Genomic DNA, 18,773 nt, shown 5'->3' with positions numbered 1-18,773 from the left:
GGTAATTCAGAATCTCCAGATCATCGGCACTATGAACACAGCCACGACAAAGAACCAGAGCATCAGCGGTAGACCAAGCTTCCAGTAGTCACCGAAAGCGTAACCGCCAGGGCCCATGACCATCAGGTTCGTGGGGGTTGCGATCGGCGTCAGGAATGCTGCGGCCGCCGCCACGGCGGTGCTCATGAGCACTGGACGGGGCGAAATACCCATGGTTATCGCGGCTGCAACGCCGATCGGGATGACGATGAGAGCGGTCGCGGTGTTGCTGATGAGCTGCCCCATGATGGCAGTCAGCACGAACAGGCCGGCGAGCAGGGCAATGGGACCGGCGTCGCCGACCAGCGACACCAGATGCTCTGCCATCAGTTTCGCGGCGCCCGTCTCGACCATGGCGGTGGACAGCGGCATCATCGCGCCGACAAGGATCACGGTCGTCCAATCGATGGCTCGGTAGGACTGCTCGACACTCATGATCCCCGACAGGACGATCGCTCCGGCGGCGAGCAGGCCGGCTACCGCCGGCGGGGTGATGCCCGTGGCGAGGAGCACGACCATCGCGATCAGAATGGCAACGGCCTGGCGGGCCCCCGGCCCCATCGGCACCGCCTGACGACGCACCAGTTCGGGCGAATTGACGACCAGGACATCCGGATCCTTGAGGCGGTGGTCGAGAGCTTTCCACGTTCCCTGCAGGAGCATCGTGTCCCCAGCCTGCAACACGATACCTCCTGCATCTCGTGTTGCGTTGGTGGCGACCACCTCTGCGCCGGCGCGCTGCACGGCAAGGACGATCAGGTCGCCGCTCTCGGTGACCATGCCCGGGAAAACGTTCTGGCCAATAAGGCCGGAGCGTGGCGGGATCACCACCTCGGCGAGGCCCGAACTGCGGTTGAACAGCGTCTCCTCTCCCTGCCCTGGCGCCGCCGACTCGCTAAATGCGAGGTGTTTATCGGCAGCGAACGCAGCGGCCGACTCGGCGTCGCCCCGCAGCAGCAGGTGATCCCCCTCGGCGATGACAGGTCTGCGAAGCGGGCTGGCCGTTTCACCCTCCTGAACGGCGACGATTTGCAAGTCGGGATAGGTGGCCAACTCGATCGCAGACGCGGGCTTGCCGATAAAGAGCGAACTTGCGCGCACGCGCATTTGGTAGACGCCGCTGGCAAGGCCGTATTGCTCGACGAGCGTCTTCGCATGGCGGCTGAAGTCGGCAGGCATGGTCGCGCCATTGCGTTCGGGCAAAAGCCGTTTTCCGAACACTATGATGATGGCCATCGTTCCTGCCAGCAGCGGCAAGCCTACAAGCGCGAATTCGAAGAAACCGAAGCTGCCCACGCCGGCGTCGCTGCCCGCGTTCGACACCAAGACGTTCACTGGCGATCCCGTCAGAGCCAGCTTCGAGCCGGCATGCGCGGAAAAAACGAGAGGCAGGAGCAACTGGGCCGAATTTCGCTTCAGGCGGACGGCGATGACGACCACCACTGGCAGGAGTGCAGCCACGGCGCCATTGACACTGATCAGCGCCGTAAGGAGCGCGACCATACTCATCGTCAGCAGCAGCAGACGGGCGCGGCTCTCTTCGCCCGCGCCACGGATCAGAAGTTGCCCGGCCCATGCGGTGACGCCTGTCACGTCGAGGCCGGCGCTGACGATGAAGAGGGAGGCTATGAAGATCACCGCGGGATCACCGAAGCCGCCGAGCGCCTGATCAATCGTCAGGACGCCAGTTGCCCACAACGCGGTGGCCGTCGCCATCGCGACAACGACGACTGGCAGCCGGTTCCAGACGAACAGGACGACGACGGCTGCGATGATGGTGGCAGTGTACGCTATGGGGCTCAATCGCTTGGTTCCTCACCGGCCCTACGGCCGACCCGCGGCATGACTGCTACTCTTCCAGTGTCGCCATAAGTACGCCCAGGCGGCAGCCCTTCTCGTATTCGGCAAGGTTCACGTATTCCTTAATGGTATGGATCTCGGCCTGACCCGCACCGATCGTGATGGTAGGGATGCCATGTTTATCGAGCCAATTTGCATCCAGCCCGCCATTGGAGAAGAGACAGCTGGCCTCGATGCCCAGCATCTTCAACGCCTTGATGGCGCGCGTCACGACCGGGCTGTCCTCTGCGAGTTTGAAAGGAGGGTAGGAGGTCTGGTGGCTGAACGTTACTTCTGCCGTCTGGCCCTCATGATCTCTGACCTGCCCCTTCGCCTTGCCGAAGGCATCTGCGTAACCCTTGGCGATCTTCGTTGCGAAAGCCGCCTCGGGGCTGCGAGCCTCTCCCTTGATGGATGCGTAGTCGGTAACGACATTGGTTGCATCGCCTGCAGGCTTTCCATCCCTCCCGCCGAAAATGCCGACATTGCTGGTTCCCCGGCCGCCGGGTTTCACAACCTTGCCGAACCAGCCTGCCTGCCGCGCCTCAGTCAAGGCGATCGCTCCTACCAGCGTCGCCGATATGCCCTTTTCGGGCGCCACGCCAGCGTGGGACGCGCGGCCCTTGATCTCGACTTCCCAGTTTTCCTGTCCGACCGCGCCGATGATCAGATCGGAGGCGAGCTGCCCATCGACATTTATGCACATGACCGGGCCACCGAGATCGGCGGGGTTCAACTCGCGCGCCCCGTGAAGCCCGCTCTCTTCCCGTACCGTGAAAAGCAGCGTGATCGGCGGATGGGGCAGCTTGTGCCTGATGAGCGTTTCGGCAAGCACAACCAGAAGCGCCACACCGGTACGGGCGTCGCCTCCGAGTGCTGTTGTGCCGTCGGAGACGATGCGATCGCCTTCCCTTCTGGGCTTCGCCCCGGCGCACAGCGGCACTGTGTCAAGATGGGTGGAGAAAAGCAGCCTTGGTGCGCTCCGCGTCCCAGGCAGATCTACAATCAGATTGCCAGTTTCGGTTGGCAACGCAATGCGGGTATTGGCGTCATCGAAGCGGATTGCCGAAGCTGGTACGCCAACGGCCTTCAGTGCCTCACTGACAGCCGCCGCGATATTGGCCTCGTATCCGGTCACACCTTCGATCGAAAGGAACCGCATCAGGTGCTCTTCGGCGGCAGCGACATCGAGGGGAATCGGAACTTCGCTCATGTTACCTCGTCCAGGGTTTGAGTGCTGTTTCGCATCGTGCTGGATCAGCCATTACAGGCCCCATGGGAGGCCAAACGCCTGCCAACCGGCGAAGAGTGCCGTCCACAGGACGTACATCCACAGGACGTAGGGAAGCATCAGCGATACGACCGTGCCAACGCCTGCGGATTTGTCGTATTTTTGGGCAAATCCAACTACGAGAGCAAAATAGGCATTGAGCGGGGTAATCGCGTTCATCGGTGAGTCACCGACGCGATAAGCAGCCAAAACAGCTTCCGGCTCGACGCCGAGTTTCATCAGCAAAGGTACGAAGACCGGAGCGAAAATCGCCCATTTCGCGATTGCTCCAGTCAACAGCAGATCGATGATCGCGACCACGAGGATGAAGCCGAGCAGAAGGGGCAATGCGCCTATGTTTGCAGCTTGCAGCGCACCCGACAGGCTCAACGCCATAACCGTTCCCATGTTGGTGTAGGTAAAGTAAGCGACGAACTGGCTGAGCACGAAGAACAGAAAGATCGTCCCGCCTAGGTTCTTGATCGACTTTTCAATCGCGCCGATGACCTCGGTCAGGGTGCGCAGCGTGCCGGCGCCGATGCCATACGACCAGCCGGTCACCAGGAAGATCAGCATGATCAGCGCGATCAGGCCGTTCATGAAGGGCGAGTTGCCGATCAACTCGCCGGTTTCGGGGTTTCGCAGCGGCGCCCAAGACGGCAGTGTCAAGAAACAAAAGACGAGGATCAGGCCGATCAGCCCGTATAAGGCATAGCGCAATCCGCGGGATTCTCTTTCGGACAGTCCCGTACTCTGATCGGGAACCGTTCCATCCCCGGACTTCTCGGGCTTATAAACCCCGAGCCGCGGTTCGATCATGCGGTCGGAGATGAATGCGATGATCACCGTCAGAAACAGCACGGATGCTATGGAGAACCAGACATTCGAGGCCAAGCCGATCGATCTGTTGGGGTCGACGAGATGCGCCGCATCGTTCGTGAATTCGACCAGCACTGCATCAAGCGGCTTGATAAGCATATTGACTGTAAAGGCACCTGCCACCGCGGCGAAACCCAAAGCGAGACCGGCAAGCGGGTGACGCCCGACTGCGAGATAAGCGATACCGGCCAGCGGAATCAGGACCAGATAACCCGCGTCGGCGGCAACGCTGGCGATGATGCCGACGAAGGCGAGGATATAGGTCAGGGCCCAGGCCGGTGACACGACCACGAGCTTTCGGATCAGCGCGGTAACGAGGCCGGATTCCTCCGCCACGCCGGCGCCGACCATTGCTGCGATCATCAGCCCGACCGCAGTAAAGCTCATGAAGTTGGGAATGAGCGACGCATACAGAAACCGTATGCCTTCAATGCTCAGCAGGCTGCGGATCTCGGTGGTCGCCGTCTCAATCTCATGCGTGTCCGCATTGATGCGTTCGAACGTCACCGCGGCGCCGAAGGCGCTTAGGAGCGCCGACAAGACGATGACGATTCCAATCAGGATCAGGAAAATGACGACCGGATGAGGAACCATATTCCCCACTCTTTCGACTGCGTCGAGAAATCTTTGCATTGCGGTTTTTGGAACCGCATTCGCGTTGGGCATCTCGGCCTTCCTCTCTGCTGGACCCGCTGCAGCGAGTCCCCCCGGGCAATGCTCAGATCAAATGGGCTTTGAGCTTAGTCCTCTACTGTGAGGAGTCATGAGCGCAGAATCCAAAGCCTTGGCCGCCTGTCCCGAAATCGCCCGCAAGTCTTTCACGCCGATCGCCCTGACAAATGAAACACAAGGAATGGAACGATCAGCGTAGACTCTGGACTTTGAGCGAATGTGTAAGGGCGGCGGCAATTGCTAGTCTCGGTCAAGGTTCTCGAAGAGCCATGAGCAACCGGGATGCTCAAATACTTTGGAGGTTCGGTCCCGGCATTGTCATGCAGAAGCGGGTCGAGGTGATCGCGCTTTTACCCTAACACTAATCCAGTCCGATCAGGCGGCGGATGCGGCCGACGTCGGTGCCGATGAACGACTGCATGCCGATGGCCACCTGTTGCGGCGCCATGGCGGCGACGAAACGGCGGAACTCGTCATCCGACAGCGCCTCGCCCGTCCAGTGGACGCGGCAGAACTCCTCCGAGCCATGGAAATGGCCGGCGCCGGCGAGCACGTCGTCGACATAGCGGCCGTAGATCATGCATTCGGAGAATTTGCGCGCCGCACCGACGACTTCGACCCAGTTGCGGCCATGGATCGTCTCGATCCGCGCGCACAGCGCCGTCACGGTTTCGCGGCGCCAGGCAATCAGCGTCGAAATGTAGTCGTGGGTCGAAACCTCCGATGGCTCGATGCCAAGCGCCGAACCGGCATTGCGCGACCAGATGCGATGCTCCTCATGACCGTCACCAGACAGCACGCCGTCGCGGCGGAACAGCCGCACCTTGCCATCGCGCCAGAAGGCGCTGCAGTCGAAAGGTTTTAGGAACGCCACGTCGGAATCGCAGAAGACCAGCACGTCTTCGCCGGCATGCGCCGATATCGCGATGCGGCGAAGCTGCTGCACATGCCAGCCGCGCAGCGGCTTGGTCTTCAGGCTGAGCCAGATGCGTCGGCGTAACAGGCTGAGCGGATCGTCGAAGGCATGCAGCCAGCGCGGCAACAGGTCCCGCTCGTCGACGATGGTGCGGCGATTGTTCTCCAACTGACGAAACAGCGCCACGTCACGATGCTCGACAAGAATATAGTGGTGCGCCACGCCGGAAACGTAGCGGTCGATTGTGTCGCACAGCAGGCGGCAGCGCTCCAAATCCGGCGCATAGCTTGCCGTCACGACCGCCGCCGTCGGCGCCCGGGGAAGGAAATCAGCCTCGGGATCAGGGCGAGGCACGAACCGGTTGTTCAATGATCTGCTCCGGGGCCTGCTCTGGGGCGAGTTTTGGCAGGAGCGGGCCTGCGCAAGAATTTCTGGCCGATGACGCGCCACAGGAACAGGGGATTGCCGACCACATAGCGGCGCCAGAGACGGCCCGGTTCGATCCACAACCGAAACAGCCATTCGAGCCTGAGCCGGCGCATCCACAGCGGCGCCCGCGGCACCGTGCCGCTCAGGAAATCGAGCAGCGCGCCGACGGCGACCGGCAGCGTGCAGTGGCGCGCGTCGATGTGACGCGCGATCCATAATTCCTGGCGTGGCACGCCCATGGCGACAAGCAGCACGTCCGGCCGCAATCTGGCGATGCGACCGACGATTGCCGGCTCCTCGGCGGGAGAGAAATAACCGTCATGGATGACCACGAACCGGTGCTGCAACGCGAGCGCTGCCAGCTTCTTCGACGCCGCCGCGGCGTTGACCTGGGTCGCGCCGAGCAGCCCCACGGTCATCGGCCTGGCGGACGCCTGCAGGAAGGCGGGGATGAAATCGGTGCCGTTGAGATTGTCCGGAAACGACGCCCCATAAAGCAGTTTCGCCGCCAGATCGACGCCGACGCCGTCCGGCAGGATGAGAAAATCGTCGAGCGCCTCGGCAACGACCGGGTCCGTATAAGCGACATTGGCGTTGTGCGCGTTGAGAAAGGTGACCTTGGTGAAGCGCCGCTCTGCAATCAACCGGGCCAGCAGCGCGACCGCATCGTCCCAGCGGATGGCAAGGACCGGGATGCCCAGGATCGATTTCAAGCTGTCGGCCCCGAAAACGGCGCGGGCGTTGTGCATATTCATGCAAACATCTCCTGGCCGACGGGCCCGAGCTTGTCCAGGCCGAGCCTGATTGCGGCATCGAGCGCCTTCAGCTGCCGGCGGTGGAAAGCGCTGCCGTCGACGTCCCCGACATCGGCCACTGCTGCTTCAAGGGCACCGGCGAAGGCGACCGGATCATCGGTCACCACGCAATTGACCGGGCGATGGTCGATGCCGCGCAGCGAATGGCTGGTGGCGACGGAGGGCAGGCCGAGTTCGAAGGTTTCGATGGTCTTGAGCTGCACGCCGCTGCCGGAGGTGCTGATCAGCGGGATGACGGCGGCGCTGCGCACGAACGCCTGCGCGTCCGGCACGCGGCCGACGAATTCGACGCCGGGATGCGCGGACGCGAGGCCCGACGGTATGCCGCCGGCAATCCTGACCCGGAAATCGGGCCTGAGATGCGGCACCACCTTTTCCAGGAACCAGTCGAGGCCGATGCGGTTCGGCTGCCAGGTCCAGGTGCCGATCAGCGCCGCGTCGCAGTCGATGCGGCGCGGGGTTTTTTGCACCGGCGGCTCGGCGCAGGTCACCAGCGGCAGCACCGCCGAGCGGTCGTCGGAGGCGACGCCGAGCGCTGAGCGATCTTCCTCGGCCAGCGTGAAGACGAAGCGTGCCCGGCGGCAGAGCCGTTCTTCCACAGTCTTGAGCAGCCTTGCCTCACGGCGAAACAGCAGGCGCTGGAAAAGGCCGCCGGCGGCAGCGGCGTTCTCACGCGCCGAACGATGCTCGACATTGTGGGCGACGAAGATCGACGGCCGGTCGCCGAAAAGCCTTTCGAAGGCGCCGGCGAACTGCACGGAATTCAAGACGTAGCCGTCGAAAGGGCCGGTGCGTTCGACGGCGGCGCGGACCTCGCTGTCGTTGACCACGCGCAGCTTGACCGACGCGAAAGTGAGGCCGGAGAGCATCGCCCTTGCAACCCAGGCGAGCTTTTGCAGCGATGAGGCGGTTTCGGTGCGCACATCGACGGCGCCGAGCACGATGGTGTTCTGCGGATCGCTCGCAGGCTTGCCCGGCCAGGTGAAGCCGATCACCGTGACCCGCGCGCCGGCGCGCCGCAACGCGGCGATGATCGCGGCATTGGCGATCTCGTAGCCCGAGGCAAGAGCCCCGTCGGGCACGATCGATGTGGCGAACAGCAGATGCATCTCACCTATCCTAAGCGGATACAGCTAACAAAGCGCGGGTGAAGCCTTGATTAAGTGAAGATATTTGGTGGCCCGGCGTTGCCGATTTGCGGGCTGGTCCACGAAGGTGATAAACGAAACGTTATCATCACGGATGCTATCGAGAGCCGAACTCACCAATCCCGGGCTGGACACGGATGATCCCTTTGCCATCGGACGGTTCGGTATCGATCGCAGGGCGGTCGCCGGGACTTGTCGCCGCTGCCGTCGAGGCGGTCGTTACGCTGCCGACCTTCAAACGGCCCGAGCAACTGCTGGCGACGCTGGCATCGCTCAAGGCCCAGGAAACCGGCAGACGTTTCGCAATCATCGTCATCGAGAACGAAGCCGAGGCGCGCGCCGGCGCCAAGGCGGCACTGCCGCTGTTCGAGCGCGGCGACATTCCGGGCATGGTGATCGTCGCGCATGAGCGCGGCAATTGCAGCGCCTACAATGCCGGCTGGCAGACGGCTATCCTGCACTTTCCTGACTTCAGCCACCTGCTGGTCATCGACGACGACGAGATCGCCGATCCGCAGTGGCTCGAGCGCATGTGCCAGGCGGCCGAGACGCTCGGTGCCGACATTGTCGGCGGCCCGCAAATGCCTGTGTTTGCCGACGCGGCCCATGCCAGTTGGGCCGAGCACCCGGTCTTTGCGCCACCTTATCGGCAGACCGGGCGGGTGCCCGCGCTGTATTCCTCCGGCAATTTGCTGGTCGGCCGCAACGTGCTCACCGCCATGGGGCCGCCCTTCCTCGACTTGAAATTCAACTTCATGGGCGGCGGCGATTCCGATTTCCTGAGCCGGGCGGCACAAACAGGTTTTGTGCTTGGCTGGTGCGCCGAAGCGCAAGTGCATGAAACAGTTCCGGCCCGGCGCATCGAGGCCGACTGGATCCGTGCCCGCAGCCTGCGCAACGGCGTCATCTCGACACTGGTCGAGAAGAAGAAGCGGGCCGGCACGCCGTTCGCCGGCACCAGGGTTTTCTTGAAGAGCCTGGCGCTGCTTGCCGTCTCGCCGTTTCGCGGCGCGGCCAGGCTGGCGCGGACGGGGTCGTTGGCGACGGCCTTATACCCAATCCATGTCGCTGTCGGCCGCGTGCTTGCCGAATTCGGATACGCCAATGAGCAATACCGGCAGCCTGAGAAGAACTGAACGCGCGCCGCTCAGCGCGGCCTTCACACGCGACGGTGTCGCGACCGCGGTCGCCGCGCTGCTGTTCACCGTCATCCTGGTGTCGTTCCGTCCGTTCCAGCCGGCCGGCGCCGCAACGACCGGCGATGGCGGCGACATCGTCAACCAGCTCGGCTTCGGCTCGCTTGGCGCGATCTCGGTCTTCTCGCTCATGGCTTTTGCCGACCCGCGCGTGGTGCGCTCGCTGCTCAGCCCGTCCTGGCTGCTGATGCTGGCTTTCCTGATGTTCTCGGTGGTGATGGCAACCGATCCGCCGTCTGCCATGCGCGCCGCCTTCTTCACGCTGATCGGCATTTTGACGATGGTGACGATCCTGGCGCTGCCGCGCGACGCCGAAGCTTTCTCGAAAGTCATCATCTTCACCATCGTCGTCGTCATGGGCCTGTCCTATATCGGGCTCATCGTCTTTCCAAACGAGGCGCTGCACACCGCCGCGTCGCTGGAGCCGGAACATGCCGGCCTGTGGCGCGGCGTGTTCACCCACAAGAACATCGCCGGGCCCGTCATGGCCTGCTTCAGCTTCGCCGGGCTGTACCTCTACCGGCGCGGACAGCGGCTCTGGGGCGCATCGATCTTTTGCGCAGCGATGATCTTCATGTTGCACACCGGTTCCAAGACGACGGCCGGACTGGTGCCGTTTTCGATCCTGATCGTCGTGCTGCCAAGCCTGATCGGCATGCGGCTTGGCACGCCGATCCTGTTCGCGCTGGCCATCATCGCCGCAGCGATCGGCACGCTGGGCATCGTCTTCCTGCCGCCGGTGAAGCATCTGGCGGCACTCTATTTCTCCGACCTGACCTACACCGGGCGCACGACTCTTTGGGAGTTCGCCGGCGAGATGCTGGCGAAGCGGCCGTGGACCGGCTATGGCTTCGAGAGCTTCTGGGGCACGCCGCTGCTGTTGAACCAGGACCAGCCTTTCGACCGGGCCTGGGACATCCGGACCATCGTGCACGGCCATAACGGCTACCTCGACATCGCGGTGCTGATGGGCATCCCGGCGCTGTGCGTAGCGGTCTACACCTTCCTGATTGCGCCGTTGCGCGATTACATGCGCATTCCCTTGCGCAAGGAGAACGTCTATCTCGGCGACTTCTTCATGATGGTGGTGCTGTTCACCGCGCTGAACGCCTTCCTCGAAAGCTTCTTCTTCCATCGCGCCGACCCGGTCTGGCTGTTCTTCGTGTTCGGCATGTTCGGCCTGAGGCAAGTGTCGCTGCGGCCGATGGCGGTTCGTGGTCCGTCCTGATCCTCCGTCCCAACAGGGCTTCCCCGCCCCGCCACGAACGTCTATGGGAAGCCATCTTTTGGTTTGAGCATCGGATTTTGCCAAAACCGGTACCCACTTTTGGGCCCAATGCTCTGCGGAGGTTTTCCATGACGATCAGGCTTGTTCTCGCCGGCTGCGGCAATATGGGCTACGCCATGCTCTCCGGCTGGCTGAAATCGGGCAAGCTCCCCCCGGCGGCGGTCTTCGTGGTCGAGCCCAATGCCGATCTGCGCAAGCGCGCTGAAGCGCTGGGTTGCAATGCTGCCTCGGATGCCGGCGGCATTCCGGCAGACGCGGTGCCGGCCCTCGCCGTCATTGCGGTGAAGCCGCAAGTGATCCGCGACGTGACCGCCGCCTACAAGCGCTTCAATGATGGCCGCACCGCCTTCCTCAGCATCGCCGCCGGAACGCCGGTCGCCACTTTCGAGGCCATTCTGGGCGATCGCGCGCCGATCGTGCGCTGCATGCCCAACACGCCGGCGGCGATCGGCAAGGGCATGATGGTGGTGTTTTCCAACCGGCTGGTTTCCATCGATACGAAACGTTTCGTTGCCGATCTGCTCTCGGCGAGCGGCGAAGTGACAGATATCGACGACGAGGGCCTGATGGACGCGGTGACGGCGGTGTCAGGGTCTGGCCCGGCCTATGTCTTCCATTTCATCGAAGCACTGGCGGTGGCTGCCGAGACGGCCGGGTTGCCAGCCAAAACCGCCAGGCTGCTGGCCGTGCAGACGGTCTATGGCGCCGCCTCGCTCGCCGCCGAAAGCGGCGAGGATCCGGGCGTGCTGCGCCAGCAGGTAACCAGCCCCAACGGCACAACGGCCGCCGCACTTGCCGTGCTGATGGGCGAGGACCGGCTGATCCACCTGCTCACCGAAGCGGTGGAGGCGGCACGGCTGCGGTCGATCGAACTGGGAAAATAGCGGCGGCTTTGCGAGTCGCCGGCGGCGAAGGTCGACGATCAGTTGCAATAACAAACGTTCCGTAGCGATCCTTCGCGCCCCCCTCTGTCCTGCCGGACATCTCCCCCACTTGGGGGGAGATCGGACGTCACGCCGGCTTTCGCCTATCTCCAACATCGCAGTGGTGAGTGGCGGCCAGAAGCTGCCAATCTCCCCCCAAGTGGGGGAGATCCCAAGTTTTGGCAAAGAGGGCAGGACAGAGGGGCGCGCTGTCCCGCCGGCATCAAAATCTGCGCACTACCCCGCCCCGTACAGCATCTCGTCCTGCAGCCGGCGCAAGGCGAACAGCCTGGTGGTCGGGTCGGGCGCGGCATTGGCTGATGTCAGCAGCTCGCCCTTGCTGACCGGTCTCAGCACCTTGCCGCCTTCGAGCAGGCCGACCGGCACGGCGCGGTTGGTGCGGGCCTCTTCGACAGTCATCGTCCAGGAGCGGTAGCAGGTCTCGCCGATCGCGTCGAATGTCTCTCCCGCCGCCAGATCGCGCTTGGCCACGGCGCAGACCTCGGCAACCGGCCTCGGCAGCGGCACCATGTCCGGCTTGCCATAGAGCGCGATGCGCGCGGCGGTGAGCGGCACTTCCAGCGAGGTCAGATGATAGGGCCGGAAGAAGCTGTAATAGGGCCCGTGGCCGATATGCAGGTCGTCCATGCGCTCGATGATGCGCGGATGGGTCGCCTCGACGATGACGAAGACGCCGGGCGCCACGCCCTTGCCGATGGTGTAGTCGACGACGCCTTTTCTCGACAGGATGCCGCCATCGGCGCGCGGGATGAGCACCTTGGCCAATTCATCGCGGTTGGCCTTGGGCCCATGCATGCCGGCGATGTCGGGCACCAGCCCGGTGGCGTTGGCGATGGCGCACATCTCCACCATGGTCTTTGAGCCGTCGACGAACTCGACCAGCATGCGCGGGTTCATATTGCGGCGCAGCGCTTCCGCGCGATAATCATCGGGAACCGCGTCATGGTTGAGCGGGTTGTTCTTGCCCTTGCCGGCCGAGACGATGGTGTAGCCGAGCGCAGAGGCGAACTCGATCAGTTCCATGCAGCTCGACGGCTCGTCGCCGGCGCCGACCGAATAGACGACGCCGAGCCGGTCGGCCTGCTGCTTCAGATAGCAGCCGATGGTGACGTCGGCTTCGACATTCATCATCACCAGATGCTTGCCGTGCTCCATCGCCATCAGGTCGAAATCGGCGGCGACGCCGGGCTTGCCGGTGGCGTCGATGACGACGTCGATGAGCGGATTGGTGACCAGCATCTCGTTCGAGGTGATGGCGATTTTTCCGCTCTCGATCGCCTCACTGACCTTCGATGGCGTATCAGCCTCCCGTGCCATCGTCTCGTCGCCATAGGCGATGCGGACGGCGCCCCGCGCCGTGTGCGGGCGCCGGGTCGAGACGGCGCAAACCGAAATGCCCGGCATCAGCATGCCTTGCGTCACCAGGTCGGTGCCCATCTCGCCGGAGCCGATGACGCCGATGCGCACCGGACGGCCTTCCGCGGCGCGCTTGGCGAGATCGCGGGCAAGCCCGGTCAGGGCGACATTGGTCATGCGCAAGTCCACTGCTTTTGATTTTAAGGGGGAATAGCAGGGAACGGTGACCTTTTGCCAACGAAACCGGCCCTCGTCGGCAATTTCTTGCGCATGACCCCGGGAACTGGAAGAAGCTGGTTCAGCGTCGGCGGATGGCGAGGAGCGCAGCTAACAAATCGAGTGAAATTCTTAGTCATTTCTTTATGCATCGCTGCTTGAATAGGCAAATGGGATGGGGTGGCGGTACCTTCAGGCGTTTTTTTAGCTGTCCGCTACGAAATAGCGAGAGCGGCAACGTTGCTATTATTTTTGCCCTGTCTTTGCCGATTGTTGTCGGCGGAGCGGGCCTCGGTGTCGAGACTTCCTATTGGTATTATAGCAGCCTGAAGCTACAGGCGGTGGCGGATGCGGCAGCCTATGCTGGCGCTTTGGAAAAAGTTTCGGGATCCGACAAGCCAACGATTGTCTCGGCCGCGACGCTATCAGCGACCACGAACGGCTGGGGACCATCGACCGGCACAATCGAGGTCTTCACGCCTCCATCGTCCGGACCGAATGTCACAAAAAAGGCGGTCGAGGTCATCGTCCATCAGACGCTCGATCGATTTTTCACATCGATATTCAGTCAAAGCGCGGTCGGCGCACAGGCAAGGGCCGTGGCTCTTATCACGGACGCGTCAAAAGCCTGCGTTCTGGCGCTCAATCCTTCCGCTTCGAGAGCGGCGCTCTTTTCCGGCAGTTCGAACCTCAAGCTGACCGGCTGCTCCGTCATGTCGGATTCAATCGCCGCGGACGCCCTCAAGCTTCAAGGGTCGGCATATCTGGAGGCCGATTGCCTGATATCGGCAGGCGGTGTTTCATTGAGCAACGTTGTAAAAACCGTTTGCGCGAACCCGCTTACCCAGGCGCTGCCCGCTGCGGATCCTTTTGCCGACTTGCCGGCGCCGCCAGCCACGAACCCCTGTCAAAACGACAATCAGTCGACCTTGCAACCTGGAACATACTGCAAGGGGCTCAGCTTGAGCGGCAGTGTAACGCTCTCGCCTGGGGTATATGTCGTTGAGGGGGGCGATTTCAAAGCAGGCGCGAACGCAAATATTTCCGGCGACGGAGTCATCATCTATCTGGCCGGCAGCTCCGGCGTCAGCATGAACGGCACGGCCACCGTCAAGCTTAGCGCACCGACGTCAGGCACCTATTCGGGTGTGCTGTTTTACGGCGACAGAGCAAACCTGGCGGGATCGAACACGTTTAATGGCACGGCGGATTCGCTTTTGACCGGTGTTCTGTATTTTCCAACGCAGGCGGTTAAATATCTCGGCAATTTCTCGGGCCAAGGTGGTTGCACACAGGTCGTCGCCGATACGATCGAGTGGTCCGGCGCTACAAGCATCAAGCAGGACTGCACGAGCCTCGGAATGCGAGAGATCCCAGCCGCGCAATCCGTTCACCTTGTCGAGTAATCGTCATGGAACGGCGGTCAGGTCGGATTTTCCGGAACGATTCGGGTGTTGCTGCGGTGGAGTTTGCGCTGATTGTGCCGATCCTTTGCCTGGTGCTTTTCGGCATCATTGACGGCTGGTCTTTCGTATCAAGCTCGCTGTCGATGCGCGCAAGCGTCAAGACGGCGGCAAATCTTGTGATGGAGGGAGCAACCGACGACGCGGCCACCCAAGCCGTCGCCCTTTCAAGTTGGGAAAACCATCCCGAAGGCGCACAGGTTACACTGGGCCGGAAATACATGTGCGGAAGCACCGTGGTCGATGCATCGAGCCTGTGCAACGGGGGGACGAAAGCTCCCTCGGTCTTCGTGGAAATAAAAGCGACGGCGACCTGGTCCCCGCCCTTCATTTTTGGCGCGTTTTCTCTTTCTCGCGAGATCGGCCATCAAGAGGTGATCCGTGTCCGCTAAGCGGATCGCGAGAGCGTTCAGCCGTGATGCATCAGGCGGGACTGGGCTGGAATTCGCGCTGATCGCACCTTTTCTGATAATGCTTTTGTTCGGTATCTTCGCATTCGGCTGGGCTCTGAATGCCATGTCCAGCGTTCGCTATACGCTGGAAACGTCCTCACGTGCGCTGCATTTGAAGAACTCGCTGACCGAGGCCGAAATAGAGGCCATAGCCACAGAAAAATTGCTGGGTTTGGGATTGAAAGATGTCGATGTGACGATAGCAATCGACCCTCCCAGCGGCGGCTTCCGCATGGCGCATCTCACGGCCAGATATGCTTTCGTGATCGAGTTCCCGTACTTCGACCAATATCCGATCAATTATGCGACAACTGTCACAGTTCCGTTGGTTGGATCGTGAGAGCGTCCAACAGCGCCTCTACGCAACAGGCGGTGGGGTGTCGATCGATTAACACCGCCGCAGGGTCGATGGCGGCGATCGGTGGCGTGAGCGAACGGGTCGTCGTCGCTACAAAGGCACGTTTCTGGACAGGACAGCCATCACCGCGCTAGGCCGGACCAGGCTCGTCACGCTTGCGCAGTCATGCCGTCAGAGCGCCGGCAAGCGGCCGGGCCTCGGGCGCGGCATGCGGAGCGGCAACTTGACAAAGGCCCAATCTTTCAAATTGAGTGAAATCACGATCAATAGAGAGTCGGTGCGACAGACATGGGCGAGACAGACATGGCATGGAGCGAAAGAAAGACCGGTTACGGCAAGGACCATTATTTCATTCAAATGGGCCTTGCGCTGCTGGTGCTCGTCTTTCTCATCGCCCTGCCGCTCGCCTTTCTTCCCGAAGATATCAGGAAGTTCTACCTCAGCGAGGGCGGTCCCATCGAAGTCTTCTCGGCCGCCGGTTACCTGATCGTCGTGGCGACGCTTGTGCGGGAAATGTCCTATCGGGAGCTGCTCAAGCGCTGGTATCTCGTCGCCATCGCGATCGCGATGTGCCTGCGCGAGCTGGACTTCCATGCGCATTTCACCACCCACAACATCACCAAGACCACCCTCTACATTTCGCCTGACGTTCCGCTGTTGGAAAAGCTGATCGGCGCGACGGTCGTTATCGCCCTCGCCGTTGCCTTCTATTTTCTCCTCAAAGACGGCCTCCGTAGCTTTGTGCACGGGCTTCGCCACGGCGAGGCGACTGCCGTTGCCATTGCCGCCGCTATCGGTTGCGCCGTCCTTTCGAAGGTCATCGACGGGGCGCCGTCAAATCTCACATTTCTCGGCATCCATCTTGCCCGGAACGATACCTCGACAGTGTTCGAGGAAATCCTCGAATTGGGGATTCCGGTCTATCTGGCCATCGCGGCATTCGCGGCCTTCCCGACGCAGGATGGTCTCACAAGAAGAGCCGCGGGGCAGGTCGCGCCAAACAAGCCGGGATCCGTCACCTGATTGCTCTGCACAGAGGATTTGGTTCTTCGACTGAGCCTGAAAGGGACTGTGAGCGGTCGCTGCCGAGCGACCTCCAGCTCCCAATCCTATAGAGGTTTGCGACCTGCCACGGTCTGGTCCGCCGCGGCACTGCCTCTATTTGCTTGAGAAGCAGGCGAGGCAAACATGTGGGATGTGGCGAAAGAGGGCTGGACGCTCCTTAAGGAGAGCATTGTCGGCTTCATCAATGACAATGCCTTGAGCCACGGCGCAGCGATGGCGTTTTATGCCACGACCTCGCTTGCGCCGATCCTGCTCATCGTTGTCGCCATCGCAGGCATGGCCTTCGGAAACGATGCCGCACAACTGGCGCTTTCGGCCCAGCTGGCGGGCCTGATGGGTCCGCAGAGCGCCGAGCTTTTGCAAGCGACAATCGAGAACGCGTCACAAAAAGAGGCGGGAACTCTTGCCAGCATTTTGGGGCTCGTCACGCTGTTGGTTGCCGCATCCGGCGTCTTCGGCGAAATGCAGGTTGCCCTGAACGAGATCTGGAAAGTCAAACCGGTTGGCACATCGATTTCACGGCTCGTCCGGGCGCGCGCTGCCAGCCTGGGTCTCGTCGCGGCGCTTGGCTTTCTGCTGCTGGTATCCCTCGTCGTAAGCGCTGCAATTTCGGCGCTTGGCGATATCATCAACGCATATCTGCCCTTTGGCACCCTCATCCTGAGCGCAATCAACGGGATCGTGTCGTTTGCCATGATCGCCCTGTTGTTTGCGGCAATCTACAAGATACTGCCCGACCGCGCGCTGCAATGGCGCGACGTTGGCGTCGGCGCCGTAGCGACGGCGTTTCTCTTCACGATCGGCAAGTCACTGATCGGCTGGTATATCGGGACCAGCGCCATCGCTTCGTCATACGGGGCAGCCGGTGCACTGCTCGTCGTGCTGCTGTGGGTCTTCTATTCGTCCGAGATCTTTCTGTTGGGCGCCGAATTTACACGAGCCTACTCGGTTCGATATGGCAGCCGGTCCGACCTGGAGGCGACCATTGAAGCAAGTAAATCGCAAACAGAAGCCGGCGACGGCGGCCAGGATCGAAAAGTCTAAAACGAAGTCGTCGGCTAGATTGTTTTCCGCAGTCCGCTCACTGCGTCCCTAAGCCATTTCCAGCATCAACACTGGCGCTGAGACGCCCGGCGCGGCGCCCCGAGGCGAGCATGGCCTTGGGGACATCCGGTCGGAGCGACGCGCGAAGCTCCTTCGCCGCAGCCACCAGCCTGGCGCGGTTGCTTCCATATCTCTTGATCAACTGATGGACTTGCGCTGGGGTGATGCCGTTCTGTCGGGCAAAATGCCTTACCATATAAGCTTCGCTGCCGGAGATCCGATCCCGGTGGCGGGGATAGAGCTTCGCCGCGTCGGCTGTCATGCTTACTCTCCTTTGGTCACGTTTGCTCACGATGTACGATTGGCCAACGCAAAACGGGCGAATTCGTTGCCGCATCCGACACCAATGCAGTTCGCTTTTTCGCCGCAGGCCCGAGCGCCCGGCCAAAGCAATCGGGTCAAAGCACGTATCTGGTTAAGTCCATACGTCGATTTTTCGAGACTCGGCCCTCAGGCACGCGCATGATATGGGCAGGGAGGAAAAGCCATGCGCGAATTGCCAAAGAGCATTGACGCAGACGTTGTAATCGAAATCAGCAGGTTGCTCGACGACCGTGCGAAGTCGGCACCAGTGCCAGTCCACAAGCTTGCCTCGATGATCTCGAATAGTCTCAAGACCGATCTGCCGACAGCTTCCATCGAAGAGTTGATCGTTGAAATGGCCATGACCCGCCAACTTCCGATGCTGTTCGATCTGCCGGGGGCGGATGCAGACAACGTCATATCGATAGCCTTGGCGCGCGCCAGCTGATCCGGCTGAGGGACCTTTCCGGCGAGTGTGATTTCAAGACGCGGATCGTTCCCGTCCTGCTCCAATTCGCCCCGCTGGCTCCGGCCGGCGGCGTGTTTGCCGCGTCGCCAATGACAATCGTCATCGGCAATAATCGTCATGGCGATCCGCTGTTTGGGAACATGTGGTGTCCAGTTGCATTTCCTCTAGACAACAAAGGAGGAATTCATGAACTGGGATCAAATCAAGGGAAAATGGATGCAGTTCAAAGGCCAGGCCAAGGAGCAATGGGGCGACCTTACCGACGATGACCTTGATCGCATCGAGGGCAATCGTGACCAACTCGCAGGACGCATTCAGGAGCGGTATGGAATCGCCAAGGAAGAGGCAGAGCGCCAGGTAGACGACTGGTCCAGAAGCCTCACCTGAGTCTTCAATATCCAGGCTGCGCCGTCGATCGGCGCGCCTTCGTCGTCCTAGCTAGGGCGAAGCAAGGAGCGAGCGACGCGGCGCAGACCCTAGGTGTTTAGTCCCGGCATTTGATGGGTGGGATCGAATCGGAACCGTTCAGGCTCTTTTGCCCAGATTTTGCAG

18 protein-coding genes are annotated in these 18,773 nt (G+C 61.7%); 10 read left to right on the top strand and 8 right to left on the bottom strand.

All coding sequences use genetic code 11. The features are described 5' to 3' along the window. Positions 1–6 precede the first annotated feature (6 nt). The 6 genes from AC0L28_RS26545 to AC0L28_RS26520 form a co-directional block, all read right to left on the bottom strand. Positions 7–1,842, bottom strand: coding sequence for an SLC13 family permease (locus AC0L28_RS26545; RefSeq protein ID WP_473481188.1), 1,836 nt, complete (start codon positions 1,840–1,842; stop codon positions 7–9). A 46-nt stretch (positions 1,843–1,888) separates the two neighbouring features. Then, positions 1,889–3,091: a M20/M25/M40 family metallo-hydrolase gene (locus AC0L28_RS26540; protein ID WP_473481186.1), complete on the bottom strand. Its 1,203-nt coding sequence runs from the start codon at positions 3,089–3,091 to the stop codon at positions 1,889–1,891. A 51-nt stretch (positions 3,092–3,142) separates the two neighbouring features. Beyond that, positions 3,143–4,693: an AbgT family transporter gene (locus AC0L28_RS26535; RefSeq protein WP_473481184.1), complete on the bottom strand. Its 1,551-nt coding sequence runs from the start codon at positions 4,691–4,693 to the stop codon at positions 3,143–3,145. Positions 4,694–5,060: 367 nt separating this feature from the next. Continuing rightward, complete coding sequence (locus AC0L28_RS26530) at positions 5,061–5,984, bottom strand: DUF6492 family protein (protein WP_473481182.1); 924 nt, start codon at positions 5,982–5,984, stop codon at positions 5,061–5,063. Then, positions 5,981–6,799 (bottom strand): WecB/TagA/CpsF family glycosyltransferase, encoded by an 819-nt coding sequence (locus tag AC0L28_RS26525; RefSeq protein WP_473481180.1) that lies wholly within the window; start codon positions 6,797–6,799, stop codon positions 5,981–5,983. Before AC0L28_RS26525 ends, AC0L28_RS26530 begins: the two co-directional genes overlap by 4 nt. After that, positions 6,796–7,968, bottom strand: a complete 1,173-nt coding sequence (locus AC0L28_RS26520) for a glycosyltransferase (RefSeq protein WP_473481178.1) — start codon at positions 7,966–7,968, stop codon at positions 6,796–6,798. Before AC0L28_RS26520 ends, AC0L28_RS26525 begins: the two co-directional genes overlap by 4 nt. A gap of 176 nt (positions 7,969–8,144) precedes the next feature. Between AC0L28_RS26520 and AC0L28_RS26515 the strand changes: the two genes are divergently transcribed. The 3 genes from AC0L28_RS26515 to proC all read left to right on the top strand — a co-directional run bounded on the left by AC0L28_RS26515 (position 8,145) and on the right by proC (position 11,375). Then, positions 8,145–9,143 (top strand): glycosyltransferase family 2 protein, encoded by a 999-nt coding sequence (locus tag AC0L28_RS26515; RefSeq protein ID WP_128175882.1) that lies wholly within the window; start codon positions 8,145–8,147, stop codon positions 9,141–9,143. After that, positions 9,112–10,431: an O-antigen ligase family protein gene (locus tag AC0L28_RS26510; RefSeq protein WP_473481176.1), complete on the top strand. Its 1,320-nt coding sequence runs from the start codon at positions 9,112–9,114 to the stop codon at positions 10,429–10,431. The genes AC0L28_RS26515 and AC0L28_RS26510 overlap by 32 nt, the downstream gene beginning before the upstream one ends. Positions 10,432–10,559: 128 nt before the next feature. Beyond that, positions 10,560–11,375, top strand: a complete 816-nt coding sequence (gene proC, locus AC0L28_RS26505) for a pyrroline-5-carboxylate reductase (protein WP_128175886.1) — start codon at positions 10,560–10,562, stop codon at positions 11,373–11,375. 276 nt (positions 11,376–11,651) lie between these two features. Here proC and AC0L28_RS26500 read toward each other — a convergent pair whose 3' ends face one another. Continuing rightward, the gene (locus AC0L28_RS26500) at positions 11,652–12,968 is read right to left on the bottom strand and encodes an NAD(P)H-dependent oxidoreductase (RefSeq protein WP_473481174.1); all 1,317 of its coding nucleotides are present in this window, start codon (positions 12,966–12,968) and stop codon (positions 11,652–11,654) included. Positions 12,969–13,165: 197 nt separating this feature from the next. Here AC0L28_RS26500 and AC0L28_RS26495 point away from each other — a divergent pair, with 197 nt between their 5' ends. The 5 genes from AC0L28_RS26495 (at position 13,166) to AC0L28_RS26475 (ending at position 17,389) form a co-directional block, all read left to right on the top strand. Then, entirely contained in the window at positions 13,166–14,413 is a 1,248-nt protein-coding gene (locus AC0L28_RS26495) for a pilus assembly protein TadG-related protein (RefSeq protein ID WP_473481172.1), read from the top strand. Between the two features lie 5 nt (positions 14,414–14,418). After that, positions 14,419–14,862 (top strand): TadE/TadG family type IV pilus assembly protein, encoded by a 444-nt coding sequence (locus AC0L28_RS26490; protein WP_027155565.1) that lies wholly within the window; start codon positions 14,419–14,421, stop codon positions 14,860–14,862. Beyond that, the gene (locus tag AC0L28_RS26485) at positions 14,852–15,262 is read left to right on the top strand and encodes a TadE/TadG family type IV pilus assembly protein (RefSeq protein WP_023800272.1); all 411 of its coding nucleotides are present in this window, start codon (positions 14,852–14,854) and stop codon (positions 15,260–15,262) included. The genes AC0L28_RS26490 and AC0L28_RS26485 overlap by 11 nt, the downstream gene beginning before the upstream one ends. Before the next feature lie 306 nt (positions 15,263–15,568). Then, positions 15,569–16,303 (top strand): hypothetical protein, encoded by a 735-nt coding sequence (locus AC0L28_RS26480; RefSeq protein WP_473481170.1) that lies wholly within the window; start codon positions 15,569–15,571, stop codon positions 16,301–16,303. Between the two features lie 165 nt (positions 16,304–16,468). Continuing rightward, positions 16,469–17,389, top strand: a complete 921-nt coding sequence (locus AC0L28_RS26475; RefSeq protein WP_023800270.1) for a YihY/virulence factor BrkB family protein — start codon at positions 16,469–16,471, stop codon at positions 17,387–17,389. Positions 17,390–17,426: 37 nt separating this feature from the next. On the opposite strand, the gene AC0L28_RS26470 is transcribed toward AC0L28_RS26475, so the two are convergent. Further along, on the bottom strand, positions 17,427–17,711 hold the full coding sequence (locus AC0L28_RS26470; RefSeq protein WP_023800269.1) for a DUF3606 domain-containing protein: 285 nt from the start codon (positions 17,709–17,711) through the stop codon (positions 17,427–17,429). A gap of 225 nt (positions 17,712–17,936) precedes the next feature. Between AC0L28_RS26470 and AC0L28_RS26465 the strand changes: the two genes are divergently transcribed. Together AC0L28_RS26465 and AC0L28_RS26460 are read left to right on the top strand one after the other, a co-directional pair. After that, positions 17,937–18,200: a hypothetical protein gene (locus tag AC0L28_RS26465; protein WP_473481169.1), complete on the top strand. Its 264-nt coding sequence runs from the start codon at positions 17,937–17,939 to the stop codon at positions 18,198–18,200. 207 nt (positions 18,201–18,407) lie between these two features. Next, positions 18,408–18,608 carry a CsbD family protein gene (locus tag AC0L28_RS26460; RefSeq protein ID WP_023800267.1) on the top strand — a complete coding sequence of 67 codons (201 nt, stop codon included), beginning with the start codon at positions 18,408–18,410 and terminating at the stop codon, positions 18,606–18,608. The last annotated feature ends 165 nt before the right edge of the window (positions 18,609–18,773 follow it).

The organism is Mesorhizobium sp. WSM4847 (assembly GCF_055811335.1).
The sequence above is the reverse complement of the archived record's forward strand: the minus strand, read 5'-3'. Positions and strand labels throughout refer to the sequence as shown.